Below are 23,490 nucleotides of genomic sequence, written 5' to 3'. Positions count from 1 at the left end.
AGATTATTGGCTTCGCAGTGCTAATGGCGCTGCTAAGCTCCGCTGTCTCCATGTTTTGGGAGGGATGTGTTGTAGACAGCGGAGCATAGCAGCAAGGCTTGTACTGAGCGTAATCACACAGCCCAAAACCTCATAGAACATGTATAGTATGAGATTATTGCGTAAGTCATTGTAAAACATAGACTTCAGGAAAGACGTCTTTCCGGTAGGAAGACCAATATCTCAGACTTTATGCTCAAAGCTAACAAATGCTTAGGTTTTGAGGAGATAGCGCCATGCGCCAAGCACAGACACTTAACGATGCGCAGTTGCGGAGGGTGATACAGTACTGCCGCAGCAGGCGTCATCCGGTGCGTGACGAGACGATCATACTCACCAGCTTCTACGCAGGGCTGAGAGCAAAGGAGATCGCAGCACTCACCGTGGGCAACGTGTTTGATGAAGCAGGCAGCGTGCGCACGCAGTTCATCCTTAAAGCGGATCAAAGCAAGGGCGGGCATACACGCACGGTGTATCTCAACCAACGCTTACGCAAAGCCCTAGTCGAGTACAGCGCATCAATCCGCACAGCCAAGCCGCATCACGCATTGTTTGAGAGCCAAAAGGGTGGACACTTCTCGGCCAACACCATGTGTCAGCTATTCCTGGACATCTACAAAGCAGTGGGGCTCAAGGATGCAAGCAGTCATTCGGGAAGACGCACGTACATCACGCGATTGGCCAACAAGGGGGTAGGGGTGCGGCTATTGGCAGAACTGGCAGGGCACAGTCATATAAGCACTACCCAGAGGTATATTGATGTGAACGCTGAGCAGCTTAGTGAGGCTGTGGAACTTCTTTAGCCTAAAACCTTCATCAACCCGTCTTCGCTCAGCCGTTCGCTTTCAAACGCGATCAAGGCCCGCAAGCGCAATTCCTCGTTAGGTTTATAATCAACACGTGACACACCAAGCGCAATCAGCAGGGCGCTTTCGCTCAGTTTCCCCGCATCAAACAAATCAAACGCCTTAGCCGCTGCAGACAGGGCAGGGGCCTTTTGCGCCGTGTCGGATGTGGCTTGCGCTTCCAAGGGCACAGAAGCAGTCCGTTGCGCTGGCTCAGTCAAAGCCACTGTGTTTTTCAGCTCAAGCTGCTCGTTGCGCAAATCGCGCCCCGAATGAAGCCCTGGGTTCATAAAGGGGGATAGCTTGCTGTAAAACCGGTCAAGTACGCCCGTGCTGTTGCCCATTTGTCTGCTGAGCGCATGTGTGCTGATCCCGCGCTGTAGGTCCAGTGTCGCGTAGAAGTGCCGCCAGCTGTATAGGGTACGCTTCTTGCCATCTGCGCCATATACCAGCCCAAGCTTGTCCAAAAGCTTCTCGAAGTTGCGCGATAGGTTTGCTCGCGCCACCTGCTGACCCAAACGTGTCACAAACACATACTCATCGAGTTTGGCTTCGATCACTTCATTCAGCGTCATACCCGACAGATCAGGATTGATTTCAACCTGACGCTCAAATGGCCGTATGGCACGATCTCTCGCCACCAAAGGCCGCTGACCCGTCTTGCCGTCTACGAACAGTCCCAGATAGGTCTGATCCTCTTCTTGCAGCCACAGTAGGTTCTTCCATTTGAGGTCCAATGCTTCTGTGCCATGCCGCATGCCAGTGTTGGCAAGGATCAGTACATAGTTGCGCAGAACCTCACGTGTGCCGGCTGTAATGGGTTTGTCAGTGAGTTTGTGGAACCCGCGAAGCTCTTCATAGATCATGCGGTATTCTTCACGAGTGAAGCTGCCCCGGCTCTTGGTCTTGATGCCATCATTGATAGGCTTTGGGCGAATGGCATGCGTGATCCAGCCACGCTGCTCGGCTTCATCTAACACCCTGTTCAAGGCAGTGTTGTGCGTGTTGATGGTGCTGTGATGCGCTTTGCGTCCCAGCTTCTCCGTGCGCCACTTGCCAAAGTCCACCAGTGCCTTTGCATCGATGCTAGAAACATCATAGGCGCCAAAATAGGGCACAAGATATTTGTCGATTGCCGTGATGTAGTCTTTGAACACGATGTGTCCGCCACCTGCATCCAGCTCTTCCTGCATGCGATCCCGCGCAAACTCTGCCACACGCTTAAACTTACGTGTGCTTTGCGGCAGGTTGTTCTTGGCGCGATCTTCAGCTGTGTAGAAGAACTTCATAGCAATATTAGTCGCGCGATTTATGTCCTCAGTCTTCGTAGAAAACCGATGCCAGCTGCCGTCTGCGAGCTTCACGCGGGCTTGCCATTTGGCGCTGCGTTGTCGCTTGTCCAAGCGCACATATTCGCTGATGCGGATGGTTTGGACATCCTGTGACATATAAATAGCATACAGCGCACGGGCACTTAGGAAAACTGCGCATATTACAAAGGGCGCAGAAATCTGTGCGTTTGCCCTGTTAGGCACAGCGTGCCATCACAAGAAAAGGCGAAAAAAGCACCGATTCACGCAGCACTCAAAACACCCTGTTCAACACCGCAAACGCAGTTACGCCCTGGTGTGTACAGTGTGTATCAAGTGTGTATCGCTATTTTTCGAAGAAAAAATCAACTAAGTCATTGATTTTATTGGAGGCGAGTACCGGAATCGAACCGGTGTACACGGATTTGCAATCCGCTGCGTCACCACTCCGCCAACTCGCCTCGTGCGTTTGCAGTGCAATCGCGTGGTGTAGCGTTGATTTAGCGGTGCGTTTGCCATTGCACAACCCAAAATCGTCTACTGTGAACTGACTGCGAACGCCATTGCAGCCTTCTTTGTGCTGTGGCAAAAGCACGAACATATCCAGCAGCCAACGGGATCTACGATATGAGCGATTTTGCAACACGCCGCCGCATGATGGTCGATACACAAGTGCGCCCGTCGGACGTCACGAAGTTCCCGATTATTGATGCAATGCTGTCGATCCCACGTGAGGTCTATGTCCCGCCCGAAAAACGTGAGGCGGCGTACATGGATGGCGAAGTAGCATTGGGCGGGGGCCGTGTTTTGTTGGAAGCACGCAGCTTTGCCAAGCTTCTTGATGCGCTGACCATAGACACTGACGATCTTGTCCTCGACGTGGCCTGCGGGCACGGCTACTCCACGGCAGTTTTGGCACATATGGCCGCGGCTGTTGTTGGTGTGGAAAGTGATGCCGAGATGGCCGAGATTGCTCAGAGCAATCTGTCAGAAAACAATATCGATAACGCGGCTGTCAAAGATTGTGGCTTAGCGGAAGGGGCTGCTTCTGAGGGGCCGTTTGATGTGATCGTGATCAACGGTGGCGTCGAAGTTGTACCGGATGCGTTGCTGGCACAGCTAAAAGACGGCGGCCGTATCGGTGCGATTATGATGGAAAACGCGCTCGGGCGGGCCATGATCGGTCACAAACAAGACGGTAAAGTGAGCTGGCGTTTTGCATTCAACGCAACTGCGCCGATCCTGCCGGATTTTCAAGCGGCAACTGCCTTTCAGCTTTGACACTCTGAAAACTATACTAGATAGTTCAGTTAAGGTGGGACGCGGTTTTCGCGCCCCGCAGCTGATCTCTAGGAAGCTTTTCTAATGTTCTCAACGCCTCGTCGTCCAGCGTATCTTCTTGCAACTGCTATCACCGTTTTTACGACTCTGCTGCCTCAGGCATCTGCTGCGGATAGTTTAAAAGATGCGTTGATCGCGGCCTACAAACATTCGGGTCTGTTGCAACAGCAACGCGCACTGCTACGTGCTGCTGACGAAGATGTGGCGCAATCAATGGCTGCGCTGAAGCCGGTCATTGCTTTTTCTGCGGCGGCGACTGGCACAAACGCAAATGCTTTGAATTCGTTTGATTACAGCGCTTCGGGAACACTTTCGGCGCAGATCACACTTTACGATAACAACCGCTCACGACTTGGGGCGGAGGCCGCCAAAGAAGCTGTTCTGGCGGGGCGTGAAGGGCTTGTTTTGGCTGAACAGCAGATTTTGTTCCGCGCGATTGACGCATATTTGAACGTCCGGCGTCAGCGCCAATTGGTGGCGCTTCGCAATAATAACCTGACCTTGCTGAACCGCGAATTGCGCGCCGCTCAGGACCGCTTTGATGTAGGTGAAGTGACGCGAACAGATGTTGCCCTTGCTGAGGCCCGCATGGCCAGCGCGCGTGGTGATCTGGCGTCTGCGCAAGGTGCGCTTAGCCGTGCAATGGCGGAATATGCAAATGCAGTTGGGCGCAAGCCGGGTGATTTGCAAGCGGTCAAACCTGTTCCAAGCCCTGCAAAATCAATTGCTGCGGCGGTAGAATTTGCACAACGTAACCACCCAAGCGCAAAGCGTGCGCAGCGTGAAGTGACCGTTGCGGAGTTGAATGTAGCACGCGCCGAAGCAGCTATGGGCAGCACGGTTACACTGACGGGCCGTATCGGGGTTGATGACGATTTTGACACGACCGAAACCGCCCAGATCGAGCTAAGCCAACCAATTTACCAAGGTGGGCGTCTGTCGTCGTTAGTTCGCCAAGCTCAAGCGCGTCGTGACGCAAGTCTGGCAAACGTGCATGTAGCGAGCAACGATGTGCGCCAATCAGTTGAGAACGCCTTTGCGGATTTGTCCATTGCACGGGCGCAAATTCAGTCGGCCGAACGTCAGGTGCGCGCGGCACAAACGGCATTTAACGGGGTGCGTGAAGAAGCAAAGCTTGGTGCACGGACGACACTTGATGTGCTCGACGCTGAGCAGGAACTGTTGAACGCGCGCACACAACGCATCAGCGCGTTGATTGATGAACGGCGTGCATCCTACGGTGTGCTGGTTTCAATGGGTCTTTTGACCGCTGATTATCTGAAGCTTGGCATTCAGACATATGATCCTGCTGGTTACTATGAGTTGGTCAAAGATGGTCCGACGAAAAAATCCAAGCAGGGCCAACAGCTTGATCGTATTCTTAAAGGTCTGAACAAGTAAGCACATTACGCGTGTGATTTACTGTGGGCGCAGCAACCTGTTGTCGCGCGCGGGATGCTCGGCTAGTATCGGGGTAAGCAACTTACGGGCAAACTCAATGTCGGACACAGTCAATAACGCAGATATCGAAGACGTCTTGTCGTCTATTCGTCGATTGGTCGCCGATGATGCACCTGCGCGCCAGAGTGCAGCGGAGATACCAGCTGCAGAACCTACGTCAGATGCGCAAAAACCTGCTGCACGGCTGTTGCTGACCGAAGCGTTGCGCGTGGATCTTGATGAGACGGTGGATACAGCAGCTGCTACCGCACCGATTGAGCAGGCAGTTGCAACAGCGGCTGCAGCTGAGATCGAAGATAACGTAGTGGCGTTTTTTACCGGTGACGCGAAATCCCCCGCGTCTCAAGTGCCCCCATATGAGGATCAAGAAGCTGAGGCGGCGCTTTTGTCGGATGCTGATCTGTCCTCAGTTGTGGCGGATGAGGTTGGTCCGGAAACTTCGGCAAATTCAGCTGAAGATGACAACATGTTCCAAGAGCATGTGATGGATGAGGATGCTCTGCGCGAGTTGATCGGCAAACTTGTCCGAGAGGAACTTCAGGGAGAGTTAGGCGAGCGGATCAGCCGTAATGTCCGAAAACTGGTACGGCGCGAAATCCACCGCGCAATGGCAAGTATCGATCTGGATTAGGCCGCAGGTCCGCGTATATCAGCGGCGCATGCCAACAAAGCGTCGATATGCATATGCTTCTCTAGGTGATCAGCAAGCGCATCAAGAGTGGCCTCTACATCGCCTTGATAATCAAGCTGCCTGGATGTGCTGCCCAATTCTGCAAGGTAGGCTGCGCGGAATTTATCTGCTGCAAAAAGCCCGTGCAGATAACACCCTTTGATCCTGCCATTCGCGGATGCGGCCCCCTCAGAGCGCCCATCTAGGGTCAACCACGCGGCGTTGCAGTCTTTGCCTGTCGTTTTGCCTAAGTGAATTTCATATCCTTCAACGGGGTGGCCGGATGCTGTGTGAAACGCGGATGATAAGCTAAGGCGTTTTTGGGGGTGCATAACCGTTTCAACGTCAAGCAGACCCAGCCCATCGACGGAACAAGCCGGTCCCTCAATGCCATCGGGATCATGGATTTTGCTCCCCAACATCTGATACCCACCGCAAATGCCCAACACATTACCGCCACGCCGCACATGGGCCTGTAGGTCGATGTCCCAGCCTTGTTGCTTGAAATGGGCCAGATCGGCGATCGTTGATTTACTGCCCGGTATCAAAACCAGCTGCGCATCAGCGGGCAGGGGGCGTCCGGCCTCAATTATTTCAACTGTGATGTCCGGCTCGGACGAAAGCGGGTCCAGATCGTCAAAATTTGCAATGCGGCCAAGGCGCGGAACAGCGATCTTGAACGCGCCACCGGTTCGGCTGGCAACGTCCATCACGTCTTCGGCAGGTAGTTTCCACGCATCGGCAAACCAAGGGATCACGCCCAACGACGTCCAGCCGGTGTGATCCATGATTGCGGTTAGCCCCTCATCAAACAGGGTCGTATCGCCGCGAAATTTGTTGATGCCGAATGCCTTAATCCTCGCGCGGTCCTCGGAGGGTAGCACCACATGGGTGCCGACCAGTTGGGCAATAACGCCGCCGCGATCAATGTCGCCGATTAGGGCCACGGGAACCCCTGCGGCTTCGGCAAAACCCATGTTGGCAATGTCGCCCGCGCGCAAGTTGACCTCCGCAGGTGAGCCCGCGCCTTCGATAATGACCAGATCGGTAGTGCTTGCGAGACGGTGAAAACTTTCAAGGACGGCTTGCATCAGCTTGGGCTTTGCTTTGGCGTAATCACGTGCTTTAAGTGTGGCAACGCGCTCGCCTTGTACGATGACTTGCGCACCGATGTCAGTTTCGGGCTTGAGCAAAACGGGGTTCATATCCGTGTGCGGGGCCACGCCACAGGCCATTGCTTGAAGCGCTTGGGCGCGGCCGATTTCGCCCCCATCTTCAGTGACAGCGGCGTTGTTGGACATGTTTTGCGGCTTGAACGGGCGCACGCTCATACCGCGCCGCACACACGCCCGCGCGATGCCAGCCACCAAGATCGACTTGCCCACATTTGAGCCGGCACCCTGTATCATGATTGCTTTTGTCATTGTGCCCCCTCGCGTTACCTGTGTTTACATTGACCCGCAGCGGAGGGCTACGATGAACACACCGGCACATCTGATTTTTGGACTGGCGGTATTTGGCCGGCCGAACGCGTCACGGATCACTGCTGCCGCATTGGCCGGTGCGCTGATCCCTGATGCATCGCTTTATGTGATGGTAGGGTGGTCACTGTTTGTGATGGGAATTGATGCGCGCATTGTGTTCGGGGAGCTTTACTTTTCCGACCTCTGGCAGGCCGTTTTTCGGATTGATAACAGTTTTATTTTATGGGGGGCTGGCTTTGCAGCGGCGCTTTGGTTGCGGCTGGATTGGGCAATTGCGCTTTGCGGCGCGGCTCTTTTACATCTGCTGTTTGATTTTCCGCTGCATCACGATGATGGGCGGGCGCATTTCTGGCCCCTAACGGATTGGATTTACCAAAGCCCGCTCAGCTATTGGGATCGCAATCATTATGCTGGGATTGTCGCGCCGATTGAAATGGGGATGAGCCTGATTGCTGGCGTTTTCATCGTACGACGTTTTTGGGGCAGCAAACTGATCGTCGGCTTGAGTGGTGTTTTGATGGCGGCACAGGTTGTGCCCGGCTTGATCTGGGCGTTTGTGTTCTAGCCTGCAAATAAAGGGGACAGCCGCGGTAAATCGCTTATAAAAAAATGCGTCCTAAATACTAGGACGCATTTTATGAACTCTTTTTTCAGTGAAGTGCTAAGTAAGCTTAAGCAGCTTCTGCCTGTGCTGCGTTGCGACGCTCGCTTTCTTCACGGCTAAGCGCCACGGATGTCCTCACGCCCTTGCCAACAAAGTCCATCAGACCTTCGACAACACGTTCGTTCGGATCAATACCTGCGCAGCTTAGAACTTCGCGGCCATCACGTGAACGTGCCCAACGGGCGATTTGGTCTGGACCATTTCCGTATTTCTTGTCATCAGCGATCGCGTCGTCCAATGCGGCCAGCACCACCGCTGCAAATAGCTTGCGTGCGCGGTTGCCTTGTTCGTTGTTAAATGCAGTGCCATCAACGAAATCTTGCATCTCGTCTCCTAAATACAGTTGGTCTTGTTCTCGGCGTTGGGTCGTTATGGACCATTCAATACGATTCGGGGAAGTATTTTTTGCATGGCTGTCATGATGAAAACGCATGGCTTTTTACTGAATTGTAATAATCGGCCCTTGCTTGCCAGCTTCCTTTACCAAGGATATAGGCGCTGTTAATAGTATATCAACACTTGCGGGACATCCGACCTATGCCAAAAATCAACGGAAACGAGATCAGACCAGGTAATGTTTTGGAACATAACGGCGGGCTTTGGGCCGCTGTTAAAGTAGACCATGTGAAGCCGGGTAAGGGCGGTGCTTTTGCTCAGGTTGAGATGAAGAACCTTCGTAACGGCTCAAAGCTTAACGAGCGTTTTCGCAGTGCCGACAAAGTTGAGCGCGTCCGCCTTGAGCAAAAAGACCAGCAGTTCCTTTTTGAAAGCGACGGCATGCTGACGTTCATGGATACCGAGACTTATGAGCAGATTGAACTGCCTGCAGATATTTTGGGCGAGCGCCGCGCATTCTTGCAAGACGGCATGACCATCGTCATCGAATACCACGAAGCCGAAGCGCTTAACGCAACGCTGCCACAAAAAGTGGTGTGCAAAGTGGTTGAGACAGAGCCAGTCGTGAAAGGTCAGACAGCCGCAAACAGCTTTAAGCCCGCAGTTCTGGATAACGGTTTCAAAGTAATGGTGCCACCGTTTGTTGGTCAGGACGAAGACATCGTCGTGAACACAGAAACGATGGAATACGCAGAGCGCGCCTAATCGATAACGGTGAGGGCGGTTTCATCTGCCCTCATCCCATCGGCGCGGTCAAATCTGATGTGCGCCAAACCCAAATTCCCCGACACTGAATAAAGATGACCCGCAGGCTTGCCGTCCTTGGTGATGGGGGTATCGGCATTTGCGCTGCCATCATGGGCGACTTTCACTAGGCCCTTTTTCAGCTCGGTCTTATGTTTCATCCGCGCACAAATCTCCTGCCCGACAAAACATCCCTTTTTGAAGTCTATGCCGTTCAGGCGCTCGAACCCCGCCTCAAGAATGTAGGTATCGGGCGTCAGCTCAATCCCTGTTTGCGGCACGGCCAAACGTACGCTCAGGGCTGAAAGCGCGTCCGCTGTGATAGCTGAAGGTGCGTTGCTATCGCTTGCGGCGCTATAAGTACGATGGGGCAATTCAGGGTGGCGCGGATCAGCATGACCGCTGCCAAGCGATACGGACAGATCACTTTGTGCAATGGTCACATCTGCGCGCAGTTTATACATGTTTAGCCGCGTCAACAGCAGGCTGGCGTGGGTGCTGGCCACATCAAGAAACACTTGTTCTGCGTCATTGAGCAAAAAGAAATCAGCAACAAATTTACCCTGCGCGGTCAACAGCGCCGCATATGTAAGGGGGCTCTGTGCATCAAATGAATTGGTGATGAGGCCTGCCAGAAAGTTATGACGGTCAGGCCCTGTGATTGTAAAAACGGTGCGGTCGGTCATGGGTTATGCCTACAGTTAATTACGTTGAGCGGCGGAACAAGTTAGTCAGTGACGTCCAAATACTCGGGGCCTCTTCCGTCTCGGACGGGGTGCTGAGATACGGTGCGCGGTGGACTGTTTTACCGTCTTTGAATTGCGCAGCATGAAGGGCGGCATATGCCCCACCAAGCGCCATCAGCGCCCCGTGGCTGCCTTCCTCAACGACGCGCCCGCGGTCCATCACCACGATCTTGTCGGCGTTTTGAATTGTCGACAACCGGTGTGCGATAACAAGTGTTGTGCGGCCCTTTGAAAGCTTCTCAAGTGCATCTTGGACCAGTTTTTCCGATTGGGTGTCGAGAGCCGATGTCGCCTCGTCCAACAGCAAGATCGGCGTGTCGCGCAAAAGCGCGCGCGCGATCGCAACGCGCTGTCGTTGTCCGCCAGATAGCGCCGACCCCCTTGGACCTGCGGGGGTATCAATGCCTTGCTCAAGCTTGGGCAAAAACGCACTGACGTGGGCGGCATCGAGGGCAGCGGCAAGCTGTTCGTCTGTGACGTTGCTTTGCCCCAACAAAATGTTTTCGCGGATGGTTTCATCAAAGAGCAGCGCGTCTTGGGTCACCACTGAATAAAGCGAACGCAGCGCGTTGATGTCAAATTGGGTAATGTCCGTATCGCCCAACATGACCTGACCGGCGCTTGGGTCATTGAGGCGCGTCAGCAAGTTGAAAACAGTCGATTTGCCCGCGCCAGATGCGCCCACCAGCGCGGTTGTTTGACCCGCGGCGGCAGTAAAGCTTGCGCCCTGCAACACTGGATGATCACCGTAGCTAAGATGCACGTCGCGCAGGACAATGTCGCCGGTTTCTGAAGGTAGCGGGGTTATGGAAACTGGCGCTTTGATCTGATCCGGCGTGGTTTCAAACAATTCTTTGAGCCGTTCAATCCCCGCGGCAGCCGTTTGCCAGATACCTGCAAGACCGGCCAAGCGGCGCAGGGGCTCAAACGCAAATCCCATGGCCGTAAAGAAGGACATGAACTCACCGATTGTCTTTTCGCCCGAGATGATGTCGCTCGCGCCGTAAACCAGCACTGCGAAAAAGCCGATGCCTGCCACCAAATCCGCAAGACCAGACATCATCGCACGGCCAATCGCGGCTTGCACCTCAACGCGGACACGTTTTGAGATCAGTCCCGTGTAGCGATCATCTTGATACGTCTCCAAGCGGTTCAGCTTGATGGGTGCCATGCCGTGGAAAATCTCATCAAGACGCGTAGACATAGAGGCCGCAACATCGCGGGCATTGGTGGCTTTGCGCCGCACAAACCGCTGCATCAGCTGGCTTGGTAGGATCATAAGCGGCAGCCCGATCAGTGTAACAAGCGTCCAGACCCAATCGATGGACAGCACCACAACCAAAAGCGCCACAAGGGTCACTGCATCACGGCCCGCACCGGTGATCAGCGCCATCCAGACTTGGTTCACGCCTTGCACATCGCCTTGCACACGCTCAATCAGATATCCCGGTGGGTTCTTTTGATGAAACCCCATGTCGAGGCTCATCAGGTGGCGCGCCATATCGGATTTAATGGTGCCTTCGGTTTTTTGAGCGATGCGCGTCAGGATCGCGCGCTGACCGACAGTTGTGATGGCACGAACCGCAAAAATGCCAAAAATAACACCGCCCACGACGTAAGCCGCACTTTTGTTGCCGCCCACAAACACCGTGTCGAACATCGGCTGTAACATATACGACAACAGTCCCAGCATAGAGCCTTCGACGGCCATGAAGATCAACGCGATGATCAGCCAGCCTGTGTGGGGACGCAAAAACCGTGTCCAAAGCCAGCCAAAAAGCGCGCGGTCCGTGAGGGTCCGAGGTGTGCCCGCAGCAACAGGGCTTTGCGCGGCTATATCAGTTGTAGGGGGGGATGTTTCGGTCACTGTCGTTGCGCACTTTCAGTTAGGCAGGGCAGATGCGTAACCTACGGTCTATTCTGGCAAACACGTTGGCGCAAGGGTCACGAATTGACCAACGCGCATCGGCGGTCTAGCTCTAAGCCATCGGAACAGATCCGAGCCTTTCAAGGATATTTACAATGACATCGCTTACCCACGGTCGCCACTACCTCGCCATTCCCGGTCCTTCTGTTATGCCAGACCGCGTTTTGCAGGCGATGCACCGCCCGTCGCCCAACATTTATGAGGGCGAACTGATTGAGATCACTGAAACACTGCCTGCTGATCTCAAGGCGATGGCGCGGACCAAGCATCACGTGGCGATGTACATTGGTAACGGCCATGCCGCGTGGGAGGCCGCTTTGTTCAACACGCTTTCGGCCGGTGATGAGGTGATCGTCATTATGACGGGACTGTTCGCTAATGGCTGGGCAGATATGGCCAAGGCGATGGGCGTCACCGCGCATGTTCTGGATTTCGGCAGACGCAGCAGTTTTGATCCCGCCCGTGTCGCCGAGGCTCTTGCGGCGACCCCTCAGGCCAAAGCGGTCCTGATGGTGCACGTTGATACATCGACCTCGGTGAAAAACGACGTGTCTGCGGTGCGTGCTTTGATGGACGAGGCGGACAGTAATGCGCTGTTAATGGCGGATTGTATCGCAAGTTTTGGCTGTGATGATTTCCGCATGGACGCGTGGGGCGTCGATGTGATGGTCGCAGGTTGTCAAAAGGGCCTGATGGTGCCGGCGGGGATGAGCTTTGTTTTCTACAGCGACAAGGCTGATAACATTCGCGAAACGAACGGATGCCTGTCGCGTTATTGGGACTGGCGCCCGCGCACAAACCCAGAGTTTTTCTATCTGCATTGGTGCGGCACAGCCCCAACGCATCATATTTATGGGTTGCGTGAAGCGTTGGATATGATCAACGAAGAAGGCTACGAGAACGTCTTGGCGCGGCACCGTTTGTTGGCCGAAGCCGTTTGGGCCGCGTTTGAGTGTTGGTCGCAAGATGGCCCTCTTGAGTTGAACATTGCAGATCGTACCTTGCGCAGTCATGCGGTGACAACATTGCGCACCGGTGCCCCGCACGCGACAACCCTGCGAAATTGGGTGAGCGGAAATGCGGGTCTTACCCTTGGTATCGGGTTGGGCATGGCAACTGAGGACGATCCTAAGTCAGACGGTTTCTTCCGTGTCGGTCACATGGGCCATGTGAACGCGCAAATGATTTTGGGTGCGTTGGGCACAATTCAAACAGGGCTTGTAGCCACTGGTTTGCCTCACGGGGACGGAGCCCTTGACGCAGCAACGCGCGTTCTGGCGGGGCAGGGATAACAGCAAGATGCTTACTGGTTGTCAGGCGCGTTCTTTGATTTTTTGTGGAATGCGCCTGATGATTAACAGGTCAAAACTGTAGGCAAAAAGCATCACGCCAACAGCACCACAATGGGTGTAGATGGCGAAGATCGCCATAAATAGCAGCGCGCCAAAACTCCATAAGAACGGCTTTGTATAACGCTCTGCACGGTCAGAAATGGGTTTTCGGTAAGACATACTCTGCACGCTAGAAGCCAATGGTTAAACATAACTTTATGGCGACAAAGCTCTCTGGCAAGAATTAATTCAAATTACGCTAACTTCGCCATAGTTGCCTCAAATGCCTTTTCAAATGCGTCCATGGCGTCTTCCGGACCACAAGACACGCGGATAGCACGGCTTTGTGGGGCCACGGCAGGCTTGCGCACGAAGATGCCGCGTTCGAGCAATTCGTTCATCACCCGGATTGCGAAAGCCTCGTCACGGCCGCAATCAATTGCAACAAAATTGGTATGTGAGGGCAGACAGATGAGAGCATGTGCGCGAGCGATTTCAGCAATGCGCGCCTTGGATTCGTCAATTTGTGCTACCGTTTGCTTTAGATAGCTTTGGTCTTGCAATGCGGCCAGCGCACCTGCCATCCCGACCCGCGACATGCCGAAATGGTTTCGCACTTTGTTGAATGCCGCGATGACCTCCGGCGCGCTAAGTCCGTAGCCGACCCGTGCCCCCGCAAGCCCGTAAGCCTTTGAAAATGTGCGCATCCGAATGACATTCGGGGTATTGGCATCAATCTGAGGCAGGTCACGATGGGTGTCCGCATAGGCCTCGTCGAGCACCAAAAGAACGCCTGCAGGAATGTCTTTAATGGCTGCCTCAATCACTTTTGCGCTATGTGCCGTGCCCATCGGATTGTCGGGATTAGACAGATACATCAGCTTGGTGCGCGGGGTCTGTCGCGCCTTTTCCCAAAGGGCAGTGATGTCTTCACGGTCGTCTTGGTATGGCACTGTCGCCAATGTGCCGCCAAATCCCACAACATGATAGTTGAACGTGGGGTAGGCCCCCAGTGATGTGACCGCATGGTCACCTTCAGTAATTGTGAGACGTACCAGATTGGCCAGAAGACCGTCGATGCCTTCACCGATCATGATGTGATCGGGGCTGACGTTGTGAAATTCCGCCAAAGCGTGTTTCAACTCATGCGCCTCTGGATCGGCGTATTGCCAAGCTTCAGTGGCCGCGTGCTGCATGGCCGCAATCGCTTTGGGTGAGGGGCCAAAGGCAGACTCATTTGCGCCAAGCCGCGCGGTAAAGGCTGCACCACGGGCGCGTTCTTGCGCCTCCGGCCCAACAAAAGGGACCGAGGCCGGCAACTCACGGGCAAGCGGCGTTAGAAAATCATTGCTCATGTTCAATACCTTTCTTTGCCGCCCCAGTGCCCGTGAACGCCTACCTAAATCTCGGCCAAGCGGGCCAAAGCAGCGCGAACAATCTCTGCCTCGCCTTGACGCTCTGACAGGTTCGTTTTGGCTTCTTCAACCACTTCCGCAGGTGCGGATTGCGCGAACTTTGGATTGTTGACGCGGCCCTCGAGCCCTTTGATTTCCTTCTCAAGCTTGAGAAGGTTTTTGGACAGGCGGGCGTTTTCTTTGTCCACATCGATAATGTCTTTGAGCGGCAGCGCAAAGCTTGATGCACCGGCGTTCACAGAGATCGCCCCTTTGGGGGTCTCTGCCGCATCAGACAGATTATCGATCCGAGCAAGACGTTTGATCATTGCCTCATTGGCGGTGTAAGCCGCCCGCGCTGCCGGATCGATATTGATCGCAAGAACCGGAATATAGAGGCCCGCAGGTACGTTCATTTGCGCGCGTGCGGAACGGACCGCGTCGATGAATGAGATTACCCAGTTCAGTTCTTCGTCCGCGGCCGGATCCACAAGGTCCGCGCCGTAGCTTGGCCATTGTGCATGGACCAACATGGATGTGCGGTCGTCTGATGTGCCCCAAAGCTCTTCCGTGACATAAGGCATAATGGGATGCAGAAGGATCAAGCACTGGTCCAAAACCCATGCCATGGTCGCTTGGGTTTCGGCTTTGTGTGTATCATCATCGCCCTGCAACAACGGCTTTGACAGCTCCACATACCAATCACAAACCTTGCCCCATACAAATGCATAAAGCGCATTGGCCGCATCGTTAAAACGGTAAGCTTCAAGGGCTGCGTTCACGTCTGCAAGCACTTTGGCCGTCTCACCAATGATCCAGCGGTTGACTGCCGCGGTGGGCTCTGGGCGCGTGCCGTTGCTGCCCACAGCGCCGTTCATTTCGGCAAAGCGGTGGGCGTTCCAGATTTTGGTGCCAAAGTTACGGTAGCCCGCGATGCGCTGCATATCGAGTTTTAGCACCCCGCCCAGAGACGCCATCGCCGCATTGGCAAAACGCAACGCATCGGCGCCGTATTCGTCAATGATATCGATCGGGTCGATCACGTTGCCGGTGGTTTTCGACATCTTCTTACCTTGGGCATCGCGCACAAGCCCGTGCAGATAGACTGTGTCGAACGGAATGTCGTTCACCACGGACAGCTGCATCATCATCATTCGGGCGACCCAGAAGAAAAGAATATCTGTGCCAGTAATCAGTGTTGATGTGGGGTGATAGCGCGCCAGTTCCGCGGTTTGTTCCGGCCAACCAAGTGTGCCGATTGGCCAAAGGCCGGACGAGAACCATGTGTCCAGAACATCGGGATCACGGGTAAGTGCAACACCGTCACCTGCAAGGGCCTGAGCCTCTGCTTCGGTTGCCGCGCAATACTGATTGCCGTCGCTGTCAAACCAAACGGGGATCTGGTGTCCCCACCACAATTGCCGCGAGATGCACCACGGTTCGATGTTCTCAAGCCAGTGGAAATATACTTTTTCTTCGCTCTTGGGCAAAATTGTCGTGCGGCCGTCACGCACAGCATCAAGGGCGGGGCCCACAATTTTCGACGCGTCGACAAACCACTGATCCGTCAGCATAGGCTCCATCACCACTTTCGAGCGGTCGCAGAACGGCTGCATGATCGGCTTGTTCTCAACAAGCGGCACGCTGCGGGTTGCCTCGTTGCCGTCCTCATCTTTGAAGGTCTCTTGGGTCATCACGGCCAAACCTTCGGCTGTGATGTCGGCGATCACTTTTTTGCGGGCCTCAAACCGGTCAAGCCCGCGGTAATCATCAGGAACAAGGTTCATGGCGGCGATTTTCGCCTCGTCGAAGTCTTCCTCGCCGCGTGCGATGCGCAAAGCAGTTGCGGCCTCCTCGGCATAGCTGCGACCATCGGCACGCATCGCTGCTTTGGTGTCCATCAGGTTATAAAGCGGGATGCCAGCGCGCTTTGCCACCAGATAGTCGTTAGGATCGTGCGCGCCGGTGATTTTCACCGCACCAGAGCCGAACTCCATATCGGGATAATCATCGGTGATGATCGGGATCAAGCGACGGTGCTCTTTGGGCCCCACGGGAATTTCGCACAGCTTGCCAACGATTGGTGCATAGCGTTCATCGCGTGGATTTACGGCAACAGCACCGTCCCCAAGCATTGTTTCAGGGCGCGTGGTCGCGATGGAAATATAATCCCGCTCTTCACGCAGGATTTCGACGCCGTCAGCATCTTTTTCGATGTACGTATATGTCTCACCACCCGCGAGCGGGTATTTGAAGTGCCACATGTGGCCTGCAACTTCGACGTTCTCAACCTCAAGATCAGAGATCGCTGTCTCAAAATGGGGGTCCCAGTTCACCAGACGTTTGCCGCGGTAAATCAAGCCCTTGTTGTACATCTCTACGAAGACTTTGATGACCGCGTCATGAAAGTTTGGCGCGCCGTTGCCGGCTTCCGGGTCACCTTTAGCGCCGCCCATCGTAAAGGCCTCACGGTCCCAGTCACAAGACGCGCCAAGACGTTTCAACTGACCGATGATATTGCCACGTGTGCGGGTTTTTTGCTGCCAGACGCGCTCTATGAAGGCGTCACGGCCCATTTCGGCACGGGTGGGTTCGCCGTTGGCAGCCATTTCACGCTCGGTCACAAGCTGGGTTGCGATGCCAGCGTGATCCGTGCCCGCTTGCCACAGGGTGTCGTAGCCCTGCATGCGCTTCCAGCGGATCAAGATGTCTTGCAGCGTGTTGTTGAATGCGTGCCCAACGTGCAGATTGCCTGTTACGTTGGGGGGCGGGATCACGATAGAGAACGTCTCAGGGCGCGATGCGTTCGCACCTGCTTTGAAGGCACCGCTGTCCTCCCATGCTTTGTAAAGACGCGCCTCTGCCTCGGCTGCATTGAAAGTTTTGTCCAGTGCCATCGATCTTGATCCCTTATCAGATTGGCCCTCAGATAGCCGAGCTGCGCCCCAAGGAAAAGGCCTGTGAGCAGACAACTGACCCATTGCGGCTGCGTTACGAAATATTACACTGTTTTCACGTCAGTTTGGTTGGGGTGTGATGGCCGCTTGTGCGATAGCTGGTCCAAGGAGAGCGCGTTGTGTTTAGGCGATTATTCAAGTGGATTACGCGGGGGCCTGCTCCGCAGCAAATCAAAGAGGGCACGCACAGCGCCAGCGTGACCCATGTCAGTATCCTTGATGGTACCATGTCATCGTTGAGCGTGGGGCGTGAAACGAACGCGGGGCATGTTTTCAAGCTACTTCAAGAAGTCGGCGAAAGCCCGCAACTATCCGTTTATTATGAGCCGGGCATCCAGTGGTTTGACTGGCGCACAACGTGGGATGTCATGGTAGGACGCGGCATCAACCGGCAAATCCGGCGGGCTTATGGGTATCTAGCAAGTCGTTACAGGGCAGGCGACAAAATTGTTCTGGTTGGGTTTTCACGCGGGGCTTATGCGGTGCGCAGTTTGGCGGGCATGGTGGACCAGATTGGCCTGTTGCAGCGCGAACACGCCACAGTACGCAATATTCGCACGGCATATAGGCATTATGAAAGTGGCAGCAATTCAGACGTGCGGCGCGCGTTTTCGGATGCCCATTGTCACCCAGAGACACCGATTGAGATGATTGGCGTTTGGGACACAGTCAAAGCCCTTGGGCTACGCTTGCCTTTATTGTGGCGGATCACCGAAAAGAAGCACCTGTTTCATTCACACACACTTGGCCAGAATGTCCGCCACGGGTTTCACGCGCTGGCGCTTGATGAGACGCGGCGGGCATATATGCCGGTCAAATGGGAGACCCGGCCCGACTGGCGCGGTGTGCGGATGGAGCAAGTTTGGTTTCGGGGCACACACGGTGATGTGGGCGGGCAGATCGGTGCGTATGTGGCGGACCGCGGTTTGGCGAATATCCCACTGAACTGGATGTTGGGTCGCTTGGATCACTGCGGCGTGCCGTTGCCCCGTGACTGGCGCGGGCGGTTTGTAGAAAACCCCAACGCGCCCTCAACGGGGAACTGGCGTGGGCTGTCGGTGGTGTTTTTGTCTCGCAAGCGTCGGCGCGTCGGGCTTGATCCGTCCGAGGCGATCCACCCGCTGGCCGTTGAGATGCGCCGCGGCGTCAGGCGACTTTCTCAAGTTCGAGTTGCGGAGTGATCCCCAAGGCGTGGCATACGTCCCGCGTCATTTCTGGCTTGTTCAGCGTATAGAAATGCAGCTGTTCTACGCCTTCCGTAATTAGCGTGTCGCACAGTTCTGTTGCCAGTGAAATTGCCAGCAGGTCGGCACGGTTATCGCGGGTTGCTTTATCGAATGCATCATCAAGCCAGCGCGGCGTTGGCGTGCCGCAGGCGTTGGCAAAAGCGCGCACGCCAGACCATGTTTCGATTGGCAGAATGCCGGGGATGATCGGTGCGGTGATGCCCGCCGCTGCGCAGTGATCGCGAAACCGCAGGAACGTGTCAGCCTCAAAGAAGAACTGCGTTAATGCGCTGTCGGCGCCTGCGTCTATCTTGCGTTTAAGCCAGTCAACGTTGGCCTTCATGTCCGTGGCATCAGGATGGCAATCCGGATAAGCGCCAACGCGAATGTGCTCAACGCCCTCGGCTTTAAGCGCACTGATCAACTCAAGGGACGATGCAAAGCCTTCGGGGTGTGGTGTGAACTGCGCTTGGCCTTTGGGGGCGTCCCCGCGTAGCGCCACGATCTGGCGCACGCCTTGGTCTATGTAGGCGCGCGCAATTTCCAACGTCTCATCACGGGTTTGATCTACGCAGGTCAGATGTGCGGCCACGGTCAGGTCTGTCTGGCTGCTCAGCGCACTGACGGCCTCGTGGGTGAGTTTGCGGGTCGTGCCGCCCGCGCCGTAGGTCACGGACACGAATGACGGATCAAGGGGTGCAAGAGTTTGCACGCAATCCCAAAGGCGGAACGCGGCGGGGATGGATTTGGGCGGAAAGAACTCGAAACTCACAGATGCGCTTGGCATGATATATTCCTTTTTGGCTTGCGTTTTTGTGCCTGTAGGCATTACTTGAGACAAGTTCATAACGCTCAACATCATTATGAGGGCAGCATGCATATCGAGTTTCGCCATCTCCGCACGATTAAAGCGATCCATGAAGCCGGTGGGCTGTCGGCTGCCGCGGACAGGCTCAACATTACCCAATCTGCGCTGAGCCATCAGATCAAAGGCCTTGAGGATCAAGCGCAAGTTGAGCTGTTTATCCGGCGTTCAAAGCCTTTGAAATTGTCGGCGGCGGGCATGAAGCTGTTAGGACTGGCTGAGCAAGTGTTGCCCCAAGTCGCAGCGCTCGAGGCTGAGTTTGCGGGTATTGAGCAGGGCCGCGCAGGACGCCTTCATATCGCGATTGAGTGTCACGCCTGTTTTGAGTGGTTGTTTCCTGTGCTTGAGAAATTCCGCAAAGCCTGGCCTGACGTGGATGTTGATATTTTGCCCGGCTTGGCCTTTGACGCGCTTCCCGCGTTGCAAAAGGAAAAAGTTGATCTTGTTGTATCATCGGATCCGGCGGATCTGGCTGGTGTCGATTTCACACCTCTTTTTGATTACGACGCGGTTTTTGTTGCCTCGAACCAGCACCCGCTGGCCAGCAAGCCTTTTGTCGATGCTGAGGATTTTCGCGGCGAAACTCTGATCACCTATCCCGTTGAACGCTCGCGGCTTGATGTTTTTTCACAGCTCTTGATCCCCGCCAAAGTTGAACCTGCAGAGGTCCGTCAAGCGGAGCTGACAGCCGTGATCTTGTTGTTGGTTGCCTCAAATCGCGGTGTGGCGGTGTTGCCTGATTGGGTCGTGCGCGAGGTGAAATACTCGTCTGACTACGTAACTCGGCCACTGACAGAAACAGGCATTACGCGCAGGCTTTATGCCGCCACACGCAGCAACGAGACCACGCTACCCTACATGGCCCATCTGCTAAAGCTGGCTGGCATTGAAGCGGTGAAACTTCAACGCCAGTAGCAGCGTTTAGCGCGCAGCGATCACTTGCGCCTCAACAGCAGCGATCACGTCGTGGATTGTTTGCGATGTAGTGCGGTGGTTCACGATTGCCGCGCGCAAACAGTTTTTGCCATCAACAGTCGTGGTCGAAAAAACTGCATCACCAGACAGCTGCAAGGCCGCTGCAATATCAGAGGCGTCACCGGCATTTGGCGTAAAGACGCACAGGTTTGAGATGACAGGATGGGCGAGCGTTAGATGGGGCGACGCCTCAACCAACTCGCCCATTAGCGCGGCTTGATCACAGTTGTCCGTGATGGCGGCGCTTATTGTATCGCGGTCGTGGGTTTTGAGCGTGGTCCACAGTTTAAGCGCGCGCATCCCTCGGCTAAGTTCGGTGCCATAATCCGTGGGCCACCAATCCCCCGCACCGATCCCTGCAGATTGCGCGGTCAAATACTCTGCACGATCCGAGAATGTCGCGCGGTGCAGATCATGATCGCGTAGCAAACACGCGCCGCAATCGTATTGCACACCCAACCACTTGTGCCCGTCTAGTGCTATGGAATTGGCGTGCTCAATACCGCTCGCAAGGATGCTGAGGCGCGGTGCGGCGATACGGATCCAAAAACCGAAAGCCGCATCAACGTGCAGCCATGTGCTGTGCTCTTGGGCGATGCGCGAAAGAGTGTTCAGATCATCATAAGTGCCGGTGTTGACGCTTCCGGCGGTGCCGACAATTGCCAACGGCACAATGCCGGCAGCGGCGTCTTGGGTCAGCTGTGTTTGCAGTGCATCCGTATCCATCGCCCCGTCTTTCAGGGTGATCTGGCACACGGCGTCCCCACCAAAGCCAAGAATTTCCATGGCCTGTTTGATACAGCTATGCGCACCTTTGGCGATATAAACACGCACGGTGGGTAAATTCTGAACACCCGTTTTGCGAACATCTGCGCCAAATCGGGCTACTTTTGCTGCAGACAGCGCATAGATTGTGGCCTGCGATGTGCCCGTGGTCAGGATGCCGCTTGCATTTTCGCCTAGCCCCGCCAAATCGGTCAGCCAGCGGATGCATTCTTTTTCAATGCGGATACCCCCATGATCGCGGCCTCCGCAGTTCGAATTCATCGCGGCCGCCACCATTTCCGAAGCCAGCCCCATGGCTTGGCCCGTGCCGTGGACCCATCCAAAGAACGCTGGATGCGTGTTGCCGGTGGAGGCGGGCATGATTGTGTCCGTCAATAAACTGGACGCGTCCCCGCGCGTTGGCGTGTCAAGCGATATGGCCGCATCAAACCCATCGGGAACGGGCCGCCACGGATGGTTACGGGCATTTTCAAGGTGATCGACACATGCATCAAGGACCTGATGCATCTCGGCGCGAAACGCGGTCCAGTCATTTGGGTCCATCCGGTTGCCTTCATGAGGGTTCTTGTTTGTCATGGGTTACAACTCCTTGCGCGATGGTGGATGACGTTCTATAGCCGCGGCTTGAGCTTTATAGGAGTTGAGCCATGCAGGGCAGTGCCAATCTTAATGTAATGATAAAAACTGCCCGAAAAGTGGGCCGCGCGCTTTTGAAGGATTTTGGAGAGGTCGAACAGCTCCAAGTCAGCGTCAAAGGGGCGGGCGATTTTGTGACGCGCGCTGATCTGAACGCAGAACAAATCATTCGCGAAGAACTTATGGAAGCGCGTCCGACCTATGGTTTCTTGGGCGAAGAGAGCGCCGAGATCGAAGGGCAGGACCCAACCCGCCGCTGGATCGTTGACCCGCTTGATGGCACGACAAACTTTTTGCACGGCCTGCCGCACTGGGCTGTTTCAATCGCGCTTGAGCACAAAGGCGCGATTGTTGCTGGCGTCATTTACGATCCAGTGAAAGATGAATGTTTCTTTGCTGAAAAGGGACAGGGTGCTTGGCTGAACGAAAGCCGTATTCGGGTGTCTGGACGCAACCGTTTGATCGAATCAGTTTTTGCAACTGGCTTGCCTTGGGCTGGTCGTGCAGACCTTCCACAAACACTCCAAGACTTGGGTCGTTTGTTGCCTGCAACATCCGGTGTGCGCCGCTTTGGTGCGGCCTCGTTGGATTTGGCCTATGTAGCGGCTGGCCGCTATGAAGGTTTCTGGGAACGCCGCCTTAAGCCGTGGGACATCGCTGCGGGCTTGATCATCGTGACTGAGGGTGGCGGCATGATTGACGCCGTAGCAGCAGGTGACGACATTATCGGCAGCGGCACAGTGATTGCTGCAAATAACGAAATCTTCGACAACTTCGCCAAAGTCATCCGCTCTTAAGGTCTGTGCCTGAAGTTTGACCGCGAGGTTTATCTGCGCCGCGTTACGCGCGGGACGTTGCTGCGCGCGTATGTGTATTGCGCTTCTGGGTGGGGCGGCTGCATCTGCCGCACCCGCCAAAATGCCGGCCCGCCGTTTTTGACCCAGTAGGGCACAGTCGCTGCCATCCCGATCAAAAAGCCCCCCGCGTGCGCCCAATAGGCAACGCCGGCGCCTGCTGGCGCTGTGATCCCGCTAAAGAGTTGGAAGGCAAACCACAGCCCCAGCATGATCCACGCAGGTACGGGAATGACTTTGAAGATGATCACCAAGATCAACAAAATATCCACTCGCGCCTTGGGGTAGAGGAGCAAATATCCCCCCATCACAGCAGCGATTGCCCCTGACGCGCCGACAGTGGGAATTGTGCTAAGTGGATCAGAAATAACATGTGCGAGACCTGCACCCACACCGCACGCCAGATAGAAAACAGCAAAGCCAAAATGTCCAAAGGCGTCTTCCATGTTGTCGCCAAAGATGAACAAAAACAGCATGTTTCCGGCCAAATGCATCAGGCCACCATGCAAAAACATCGACGTCACCAACCCAGCAAAGTCCAAGCCACCCGTTACCTGACGCGGGATGAGCGACCACTCCATATAAAATCGCGTCAGCGCGCGCGGGTCGTCCATGATCGGCCAGTAACTGAGGAAAATGCCGATGTTCAGTGCCATCAACGTGTAGGTCACGAAGGGCAGGCGGCCTGACGGATTATGATCGCGGATTGGAAACATATCCGCAAAGGTGATCTGCGCCTATGCATTGGTCAAGAGCAACGGCGTGCTTGGCGGACATATACTAATGTGAGAACGCATAAGCGCGGCACAAGGTGGCTTCCTTTTGATGCGGGTTCGGCG

At 55.0% G+C, this 23,490-nt stretch carries 21 protein-coding genes and 1 tRNA gene; 10 read left to right on the top strand and 12 right to left on the bottom strand.

Features of this window, described 5'->3' with window-relative positions; translation table 11 throughout:
- Positions 1–275 precede the first annotated feature (275 nt).
- Positions 276–842 (top strand): tyrosine-type recombinase/integrase, encoded by a 567-nt coding sequence (locus NIG5292_RS04600; RefSeq protein WP_048598320.1) that lies wholly within the window; start codon positions 276–278, stop codon positions 840–842.
- Here NIG5292_RS04600 and NIG5292_RS04595 read toward each other — a convergent pair.
- On the bottom strand, positions 839–2,332 hold the full coding sequence (locus NIG5292_RS04595; RefSeq protein ID WP_048598319.1) for a tyrosine-type recombinase/integrase: 1,494 nt from the start codon (positions 2,330–2,332) through the stop codon (positions 839–841). The two genes, NIG5292_RS04600 and NIG5292_RS04595, sit on opposite strands and share 4 nt — an antisense overlap.
- A 249-nt stretch (positions 2,333–2,581) precedes the next feature.
- A tRNA-Cys gene (locus NIG5292_RS04590) sits at positions 2,582–2,655 on the bottom strand.
- A gap of 166 nt (positions 2,656–2,821) precedes the next feature.
- On the opposite strand from NIG5292_RS04590, the gene NIG5292_RS04585 reads away from it, so the two are divergent.
- The 3 genes from NIG5292_RS04585 (at position 2,822) to NIG5292_RS04575 (ending at position 5,627) form a co-directional block, all read left to right on the top strand.
- Entirely contained in the window at positions 2,822–3,475 is a 654-nt protein-coding gene (locus NIG5292_RS04585; protein WP_048598318.1) for a protein-L-isoaspartate O-methyltransferase family protein, read from the top strand.
- 84 nt (positions 3,476–3,559) lie between these two features.
- Positions 3,560–4,936, top strand: coding sequence for a TolC family outer membrane protein (locus tag NIG5292_RS04580; RefSeq protein WP_048598317.1), 1,377 nt, complete (start codon positions 3,560–3,562; stop codon positions 4,934–4,936).
- Between the two features lie 97 nt (positions 4,937–5,033).
- Positions 5,034–5,627, top strand: a complete 594-nt coding sequence (locus NIG5292_RS04575) for a hypothetical protein (protein ID WP_048598316.1) — start codon at positions 5,034–5,036, stop codon at positions 5,625–5,627.
- Here the strand turns inward: NIG5292_RS04575 and NIG5292_RS04570 are convergent.
- Positions 5,624–7,090, bottom strand: a complete 1,467-nt coding sequence (locus NIG5292_RS04570) for a cobyric acid synthase (protein WP_048598315.1) — start codon at positions 7,088–7,090, stop codon at positions 5,624–5,626. The genes NIG5292_RS04575 and NIG5292_RS04570 overlap by 4 nt on opposite strands.
- 52 nt (positions 7,091–7,142) lie before the next feature.
- Between NIG5292_RS04570 and NIG5292_RS04565 the strand changes: the two genes are divergently transcribed.
- Positions 7,143–7,715, top strand: a complete 573-nt coding sequence (locus tag NIG5292_RS04565) for a hypothetical protein (protein ID WP_048598314.1) — start codon at positions 7,143–7,145, stop codon at positions 7,713–7,715.
- A gap of 106 nt (positions 7,716–7,821) precedes the next feature.
- On the opposite strand, the gene NIG5292_RS04560 is transcribed toward NIG5292_RS04565, so the two are convergent.
- A complete protein-coding gene (locus NIG5292_RS04560) occupies positions 7,822–8,139 on the bottom strand; it encodes a DUF6280 family protein (protein ID WP_048598313.1) in 318 nt (105 codons plus the stop codon).
- A 212-nt stretch (positions 8,140–8,351) separates the two neighbouring features.
- Between NIG5292_RS04560 and efp the strand changes: the two genes are divergently transcribed.
- Positions 8,352–8,915, top strand: a complete 564-nt coding sequence (efp, locus tag NIG5292_RS04555) for an elongation factor P (RefSeq protein ID WP_048598312.1) — start codon at positions 8,352–8,354, stop codon at positions 8,913–8,915.
- Here the strand turns inward: efp and ygfZ are convergent.
- Positions 8,912–9,640 carry a CAF17-like 4Fe-4S cluster assembly/insertion protein YgfZ gene (gene ygfZ, locus NIG5292_RS04550; RefSeq protein ID WP_048598311.1) on the bottom strand — a complete coding sequence of 243 codons (729 nt, stop codon included), beginning with the start codon at positions 9,638–9,640 and terminating at the stop codon, positions 8,912–8,914. The genes efp and ygfZ overlap by 4 nt on opposite strands.
- A gap of 19 nt (positions 9,641–9,659) precedes the next feature.
- Entirely contained in the window at positions 9,660–11,567 is a 1,908-nt protein-coding gene (locus NIG5292_RS04545) for an ABC transporter ATP-binding protein (RefSeq protein ID WP_074842118.1), read from the bottom strand.
- Positions 11,568–11,722: 155 nt separating this feature from the next.
- Here NIG5292_RS04545 and NIG5292_RS04540 point away from each other — a divergent pair, with 155 nt between their 5' ends.
- Complete coding sequence (locus NIG5292_RS04540; RefSeq protein WP_048598310.1) at positions 11,723–12,919, top strand: pyridoxal-phosphate-dependent aminotransferase family protein; 1,197 nt, start codon at positions 11,723–11,725, stop codon at positions 12,917–12,919.
- Positions 12,920–12,940: 21 nt separating this feature from the next.
- Here the strand turns inward: NIG5292_RS04540 and NIG5292_RS04535 are convergent, their stop codons facing one another.
- From NIG5292_RS04535 to NIG5292_RS04525, 3 genes are all read right to left on the bottom strand, one after another.
- The gene (locus NIG5292_RS04535; RefSeq protein ID WP_048598309.1) at positions 12,941–13,138 is read right to left on the bottom strand and encodes a hypothetical protein; all 198 of its coding nucleotides are present in this window, start codon (positions 13,136–13,138) and stop codon (positions 12,941–12,943) included.
- A 74-nt stretch (positions 13,139–13,212) separates the two neighbouring features.
- Positions 13,213–14,313, bottom strand: a complete 1,101-nt coding sequence (locus NIG5292_RS04530) for a pyridoxal phosphate-dependent aminotransferase (protein ID WP_048598308.1) — start codon at positions 14,311–14,313, stop codon at positions 13,213–13,215.
- Between the two features lie 44 nt (positions 14,314–14,357).
- On the bottom strand, positions 14,358–17,249 hold the full coding sequence (locus NIG5292_RS04525; RefSeq protein ID WP_048598307.1) for a valine--tRNA ligase: 2,892 nt from the start codon (positions 17,247–17,249) through the stop codon (positions 14,358–14,360).
- Positions 17,250–17,536: 287 nt separating this feature from the next.
- Between NIG5292_RS04525 and NIG5292_RS04520 the strand changes: the two genes are divergently transcribed.
- Positions 17,537–18,490, top strand: coding sequence for a T6SS phospholipase effector Tle1-like catalytic domain-containing protein (locus NIG5292_RS04520; RefSeq protein ID WP_053084836.1), 954 nt, complete (start codon positions 17,537–17,539; stop codon positions 18,488–18,490).
- Here NIG5292_RS04520 and metF read toward each other — a convergent pair.
- Positions 18,456–19,322 (bottom strand): methylenetetrahydrofolate reductase [NAD(P)H], encoded by an 867-nt coding sequence (gene metF, locus NIG5292_RS04515; RefSeq protein WP_048598343.1) that lies wholly within the window; start codon positions 19,320–19,322, stop codon positions 18,456–18,458. The two genes, NIG5292_RS04520 and metF, sit on opposite strands and share 35 nt — an antisense overlap.
- A gap of 87 nt (positions 19,323–19,409) precedes the next feature.
- Between metF and NIG5292_RS04510 the strand changes: the two genes are divergently transcribed.
- Positions 19,410–20,315, top strand: a complete 906-nt coding sequence (locus NIG5292_RS04510; RefSeq protein ID WP_048598306.1) for a LysR family transcriptional regulator — start codon at positions 19,410–19,412, stop codon at positions 20,313–20,315.
- Between the two features lie 6 nt (positions 20,316–20,321).
- Here NIG5292_RS04510 and NIG5292_RS04505 read toward each other — a convergent pair whose 3' ends face one another.
- The gene (locus tag NIG5292_RS04505; protein ID WP_143081986.1) at positions 20,322–21,737 is read right to left on the bottom strand and encodes a pyridoxal phosphate-dependent decarboxylase family protein; all 1,416 of its coding nucleotides are present in this window, start codon (positions 21,735–21,737) and stop codon (positions 20,322–20,324) included.
- Between the two features lie 71 nt (positions 21,738–21,808).
- Here NIG5292_RS04505 and NIG5292_RS04500 point away from each other — a divergent pair, with 71 nt between their 5' ends.
- Positions 21,809–22,594: an inositol monophosphatase family protein gene (locus NIG5292_RS04500; protein WP_048598305.1), complete on the top strand. Its 786-nt coding sequence runs from the start codon at positions 21,809–21,811 to the stop codon at positions 22,592–22,594.
- Between the two features lie 29 nt (positions 22,595–22,623).
- Here NIG5292_RS04500 and NIG5292_RS04495 read toward each other — a convergent pair whose 3' ends face one another.
- A complete protein-coding gene (locus NIG5292_RS04495; RefSeq protein ID WP_048598304.1) occupies positions 22,624–23,367 on the bottom strand; it encodes a rhomboid family intramembrane serine protease in 744 nt (247 codons plus the stop codon).
- Positions 23,368–23,490: the final 123 nt, after the last annotated feature.

Origin of the sequence: Nereida ignava, assembly GCF_001049735.1 — a bacterium.
Classification (GTDB): Bacteria; Pseudomonadota; Alphaproteobacteria; order Rhodobacterales; family Rhodobacteraceae; genus Nereida; species Nereida ignava.
This window is presented reverse-complemented; position numbering and strand designations above follow the sequence as displayed.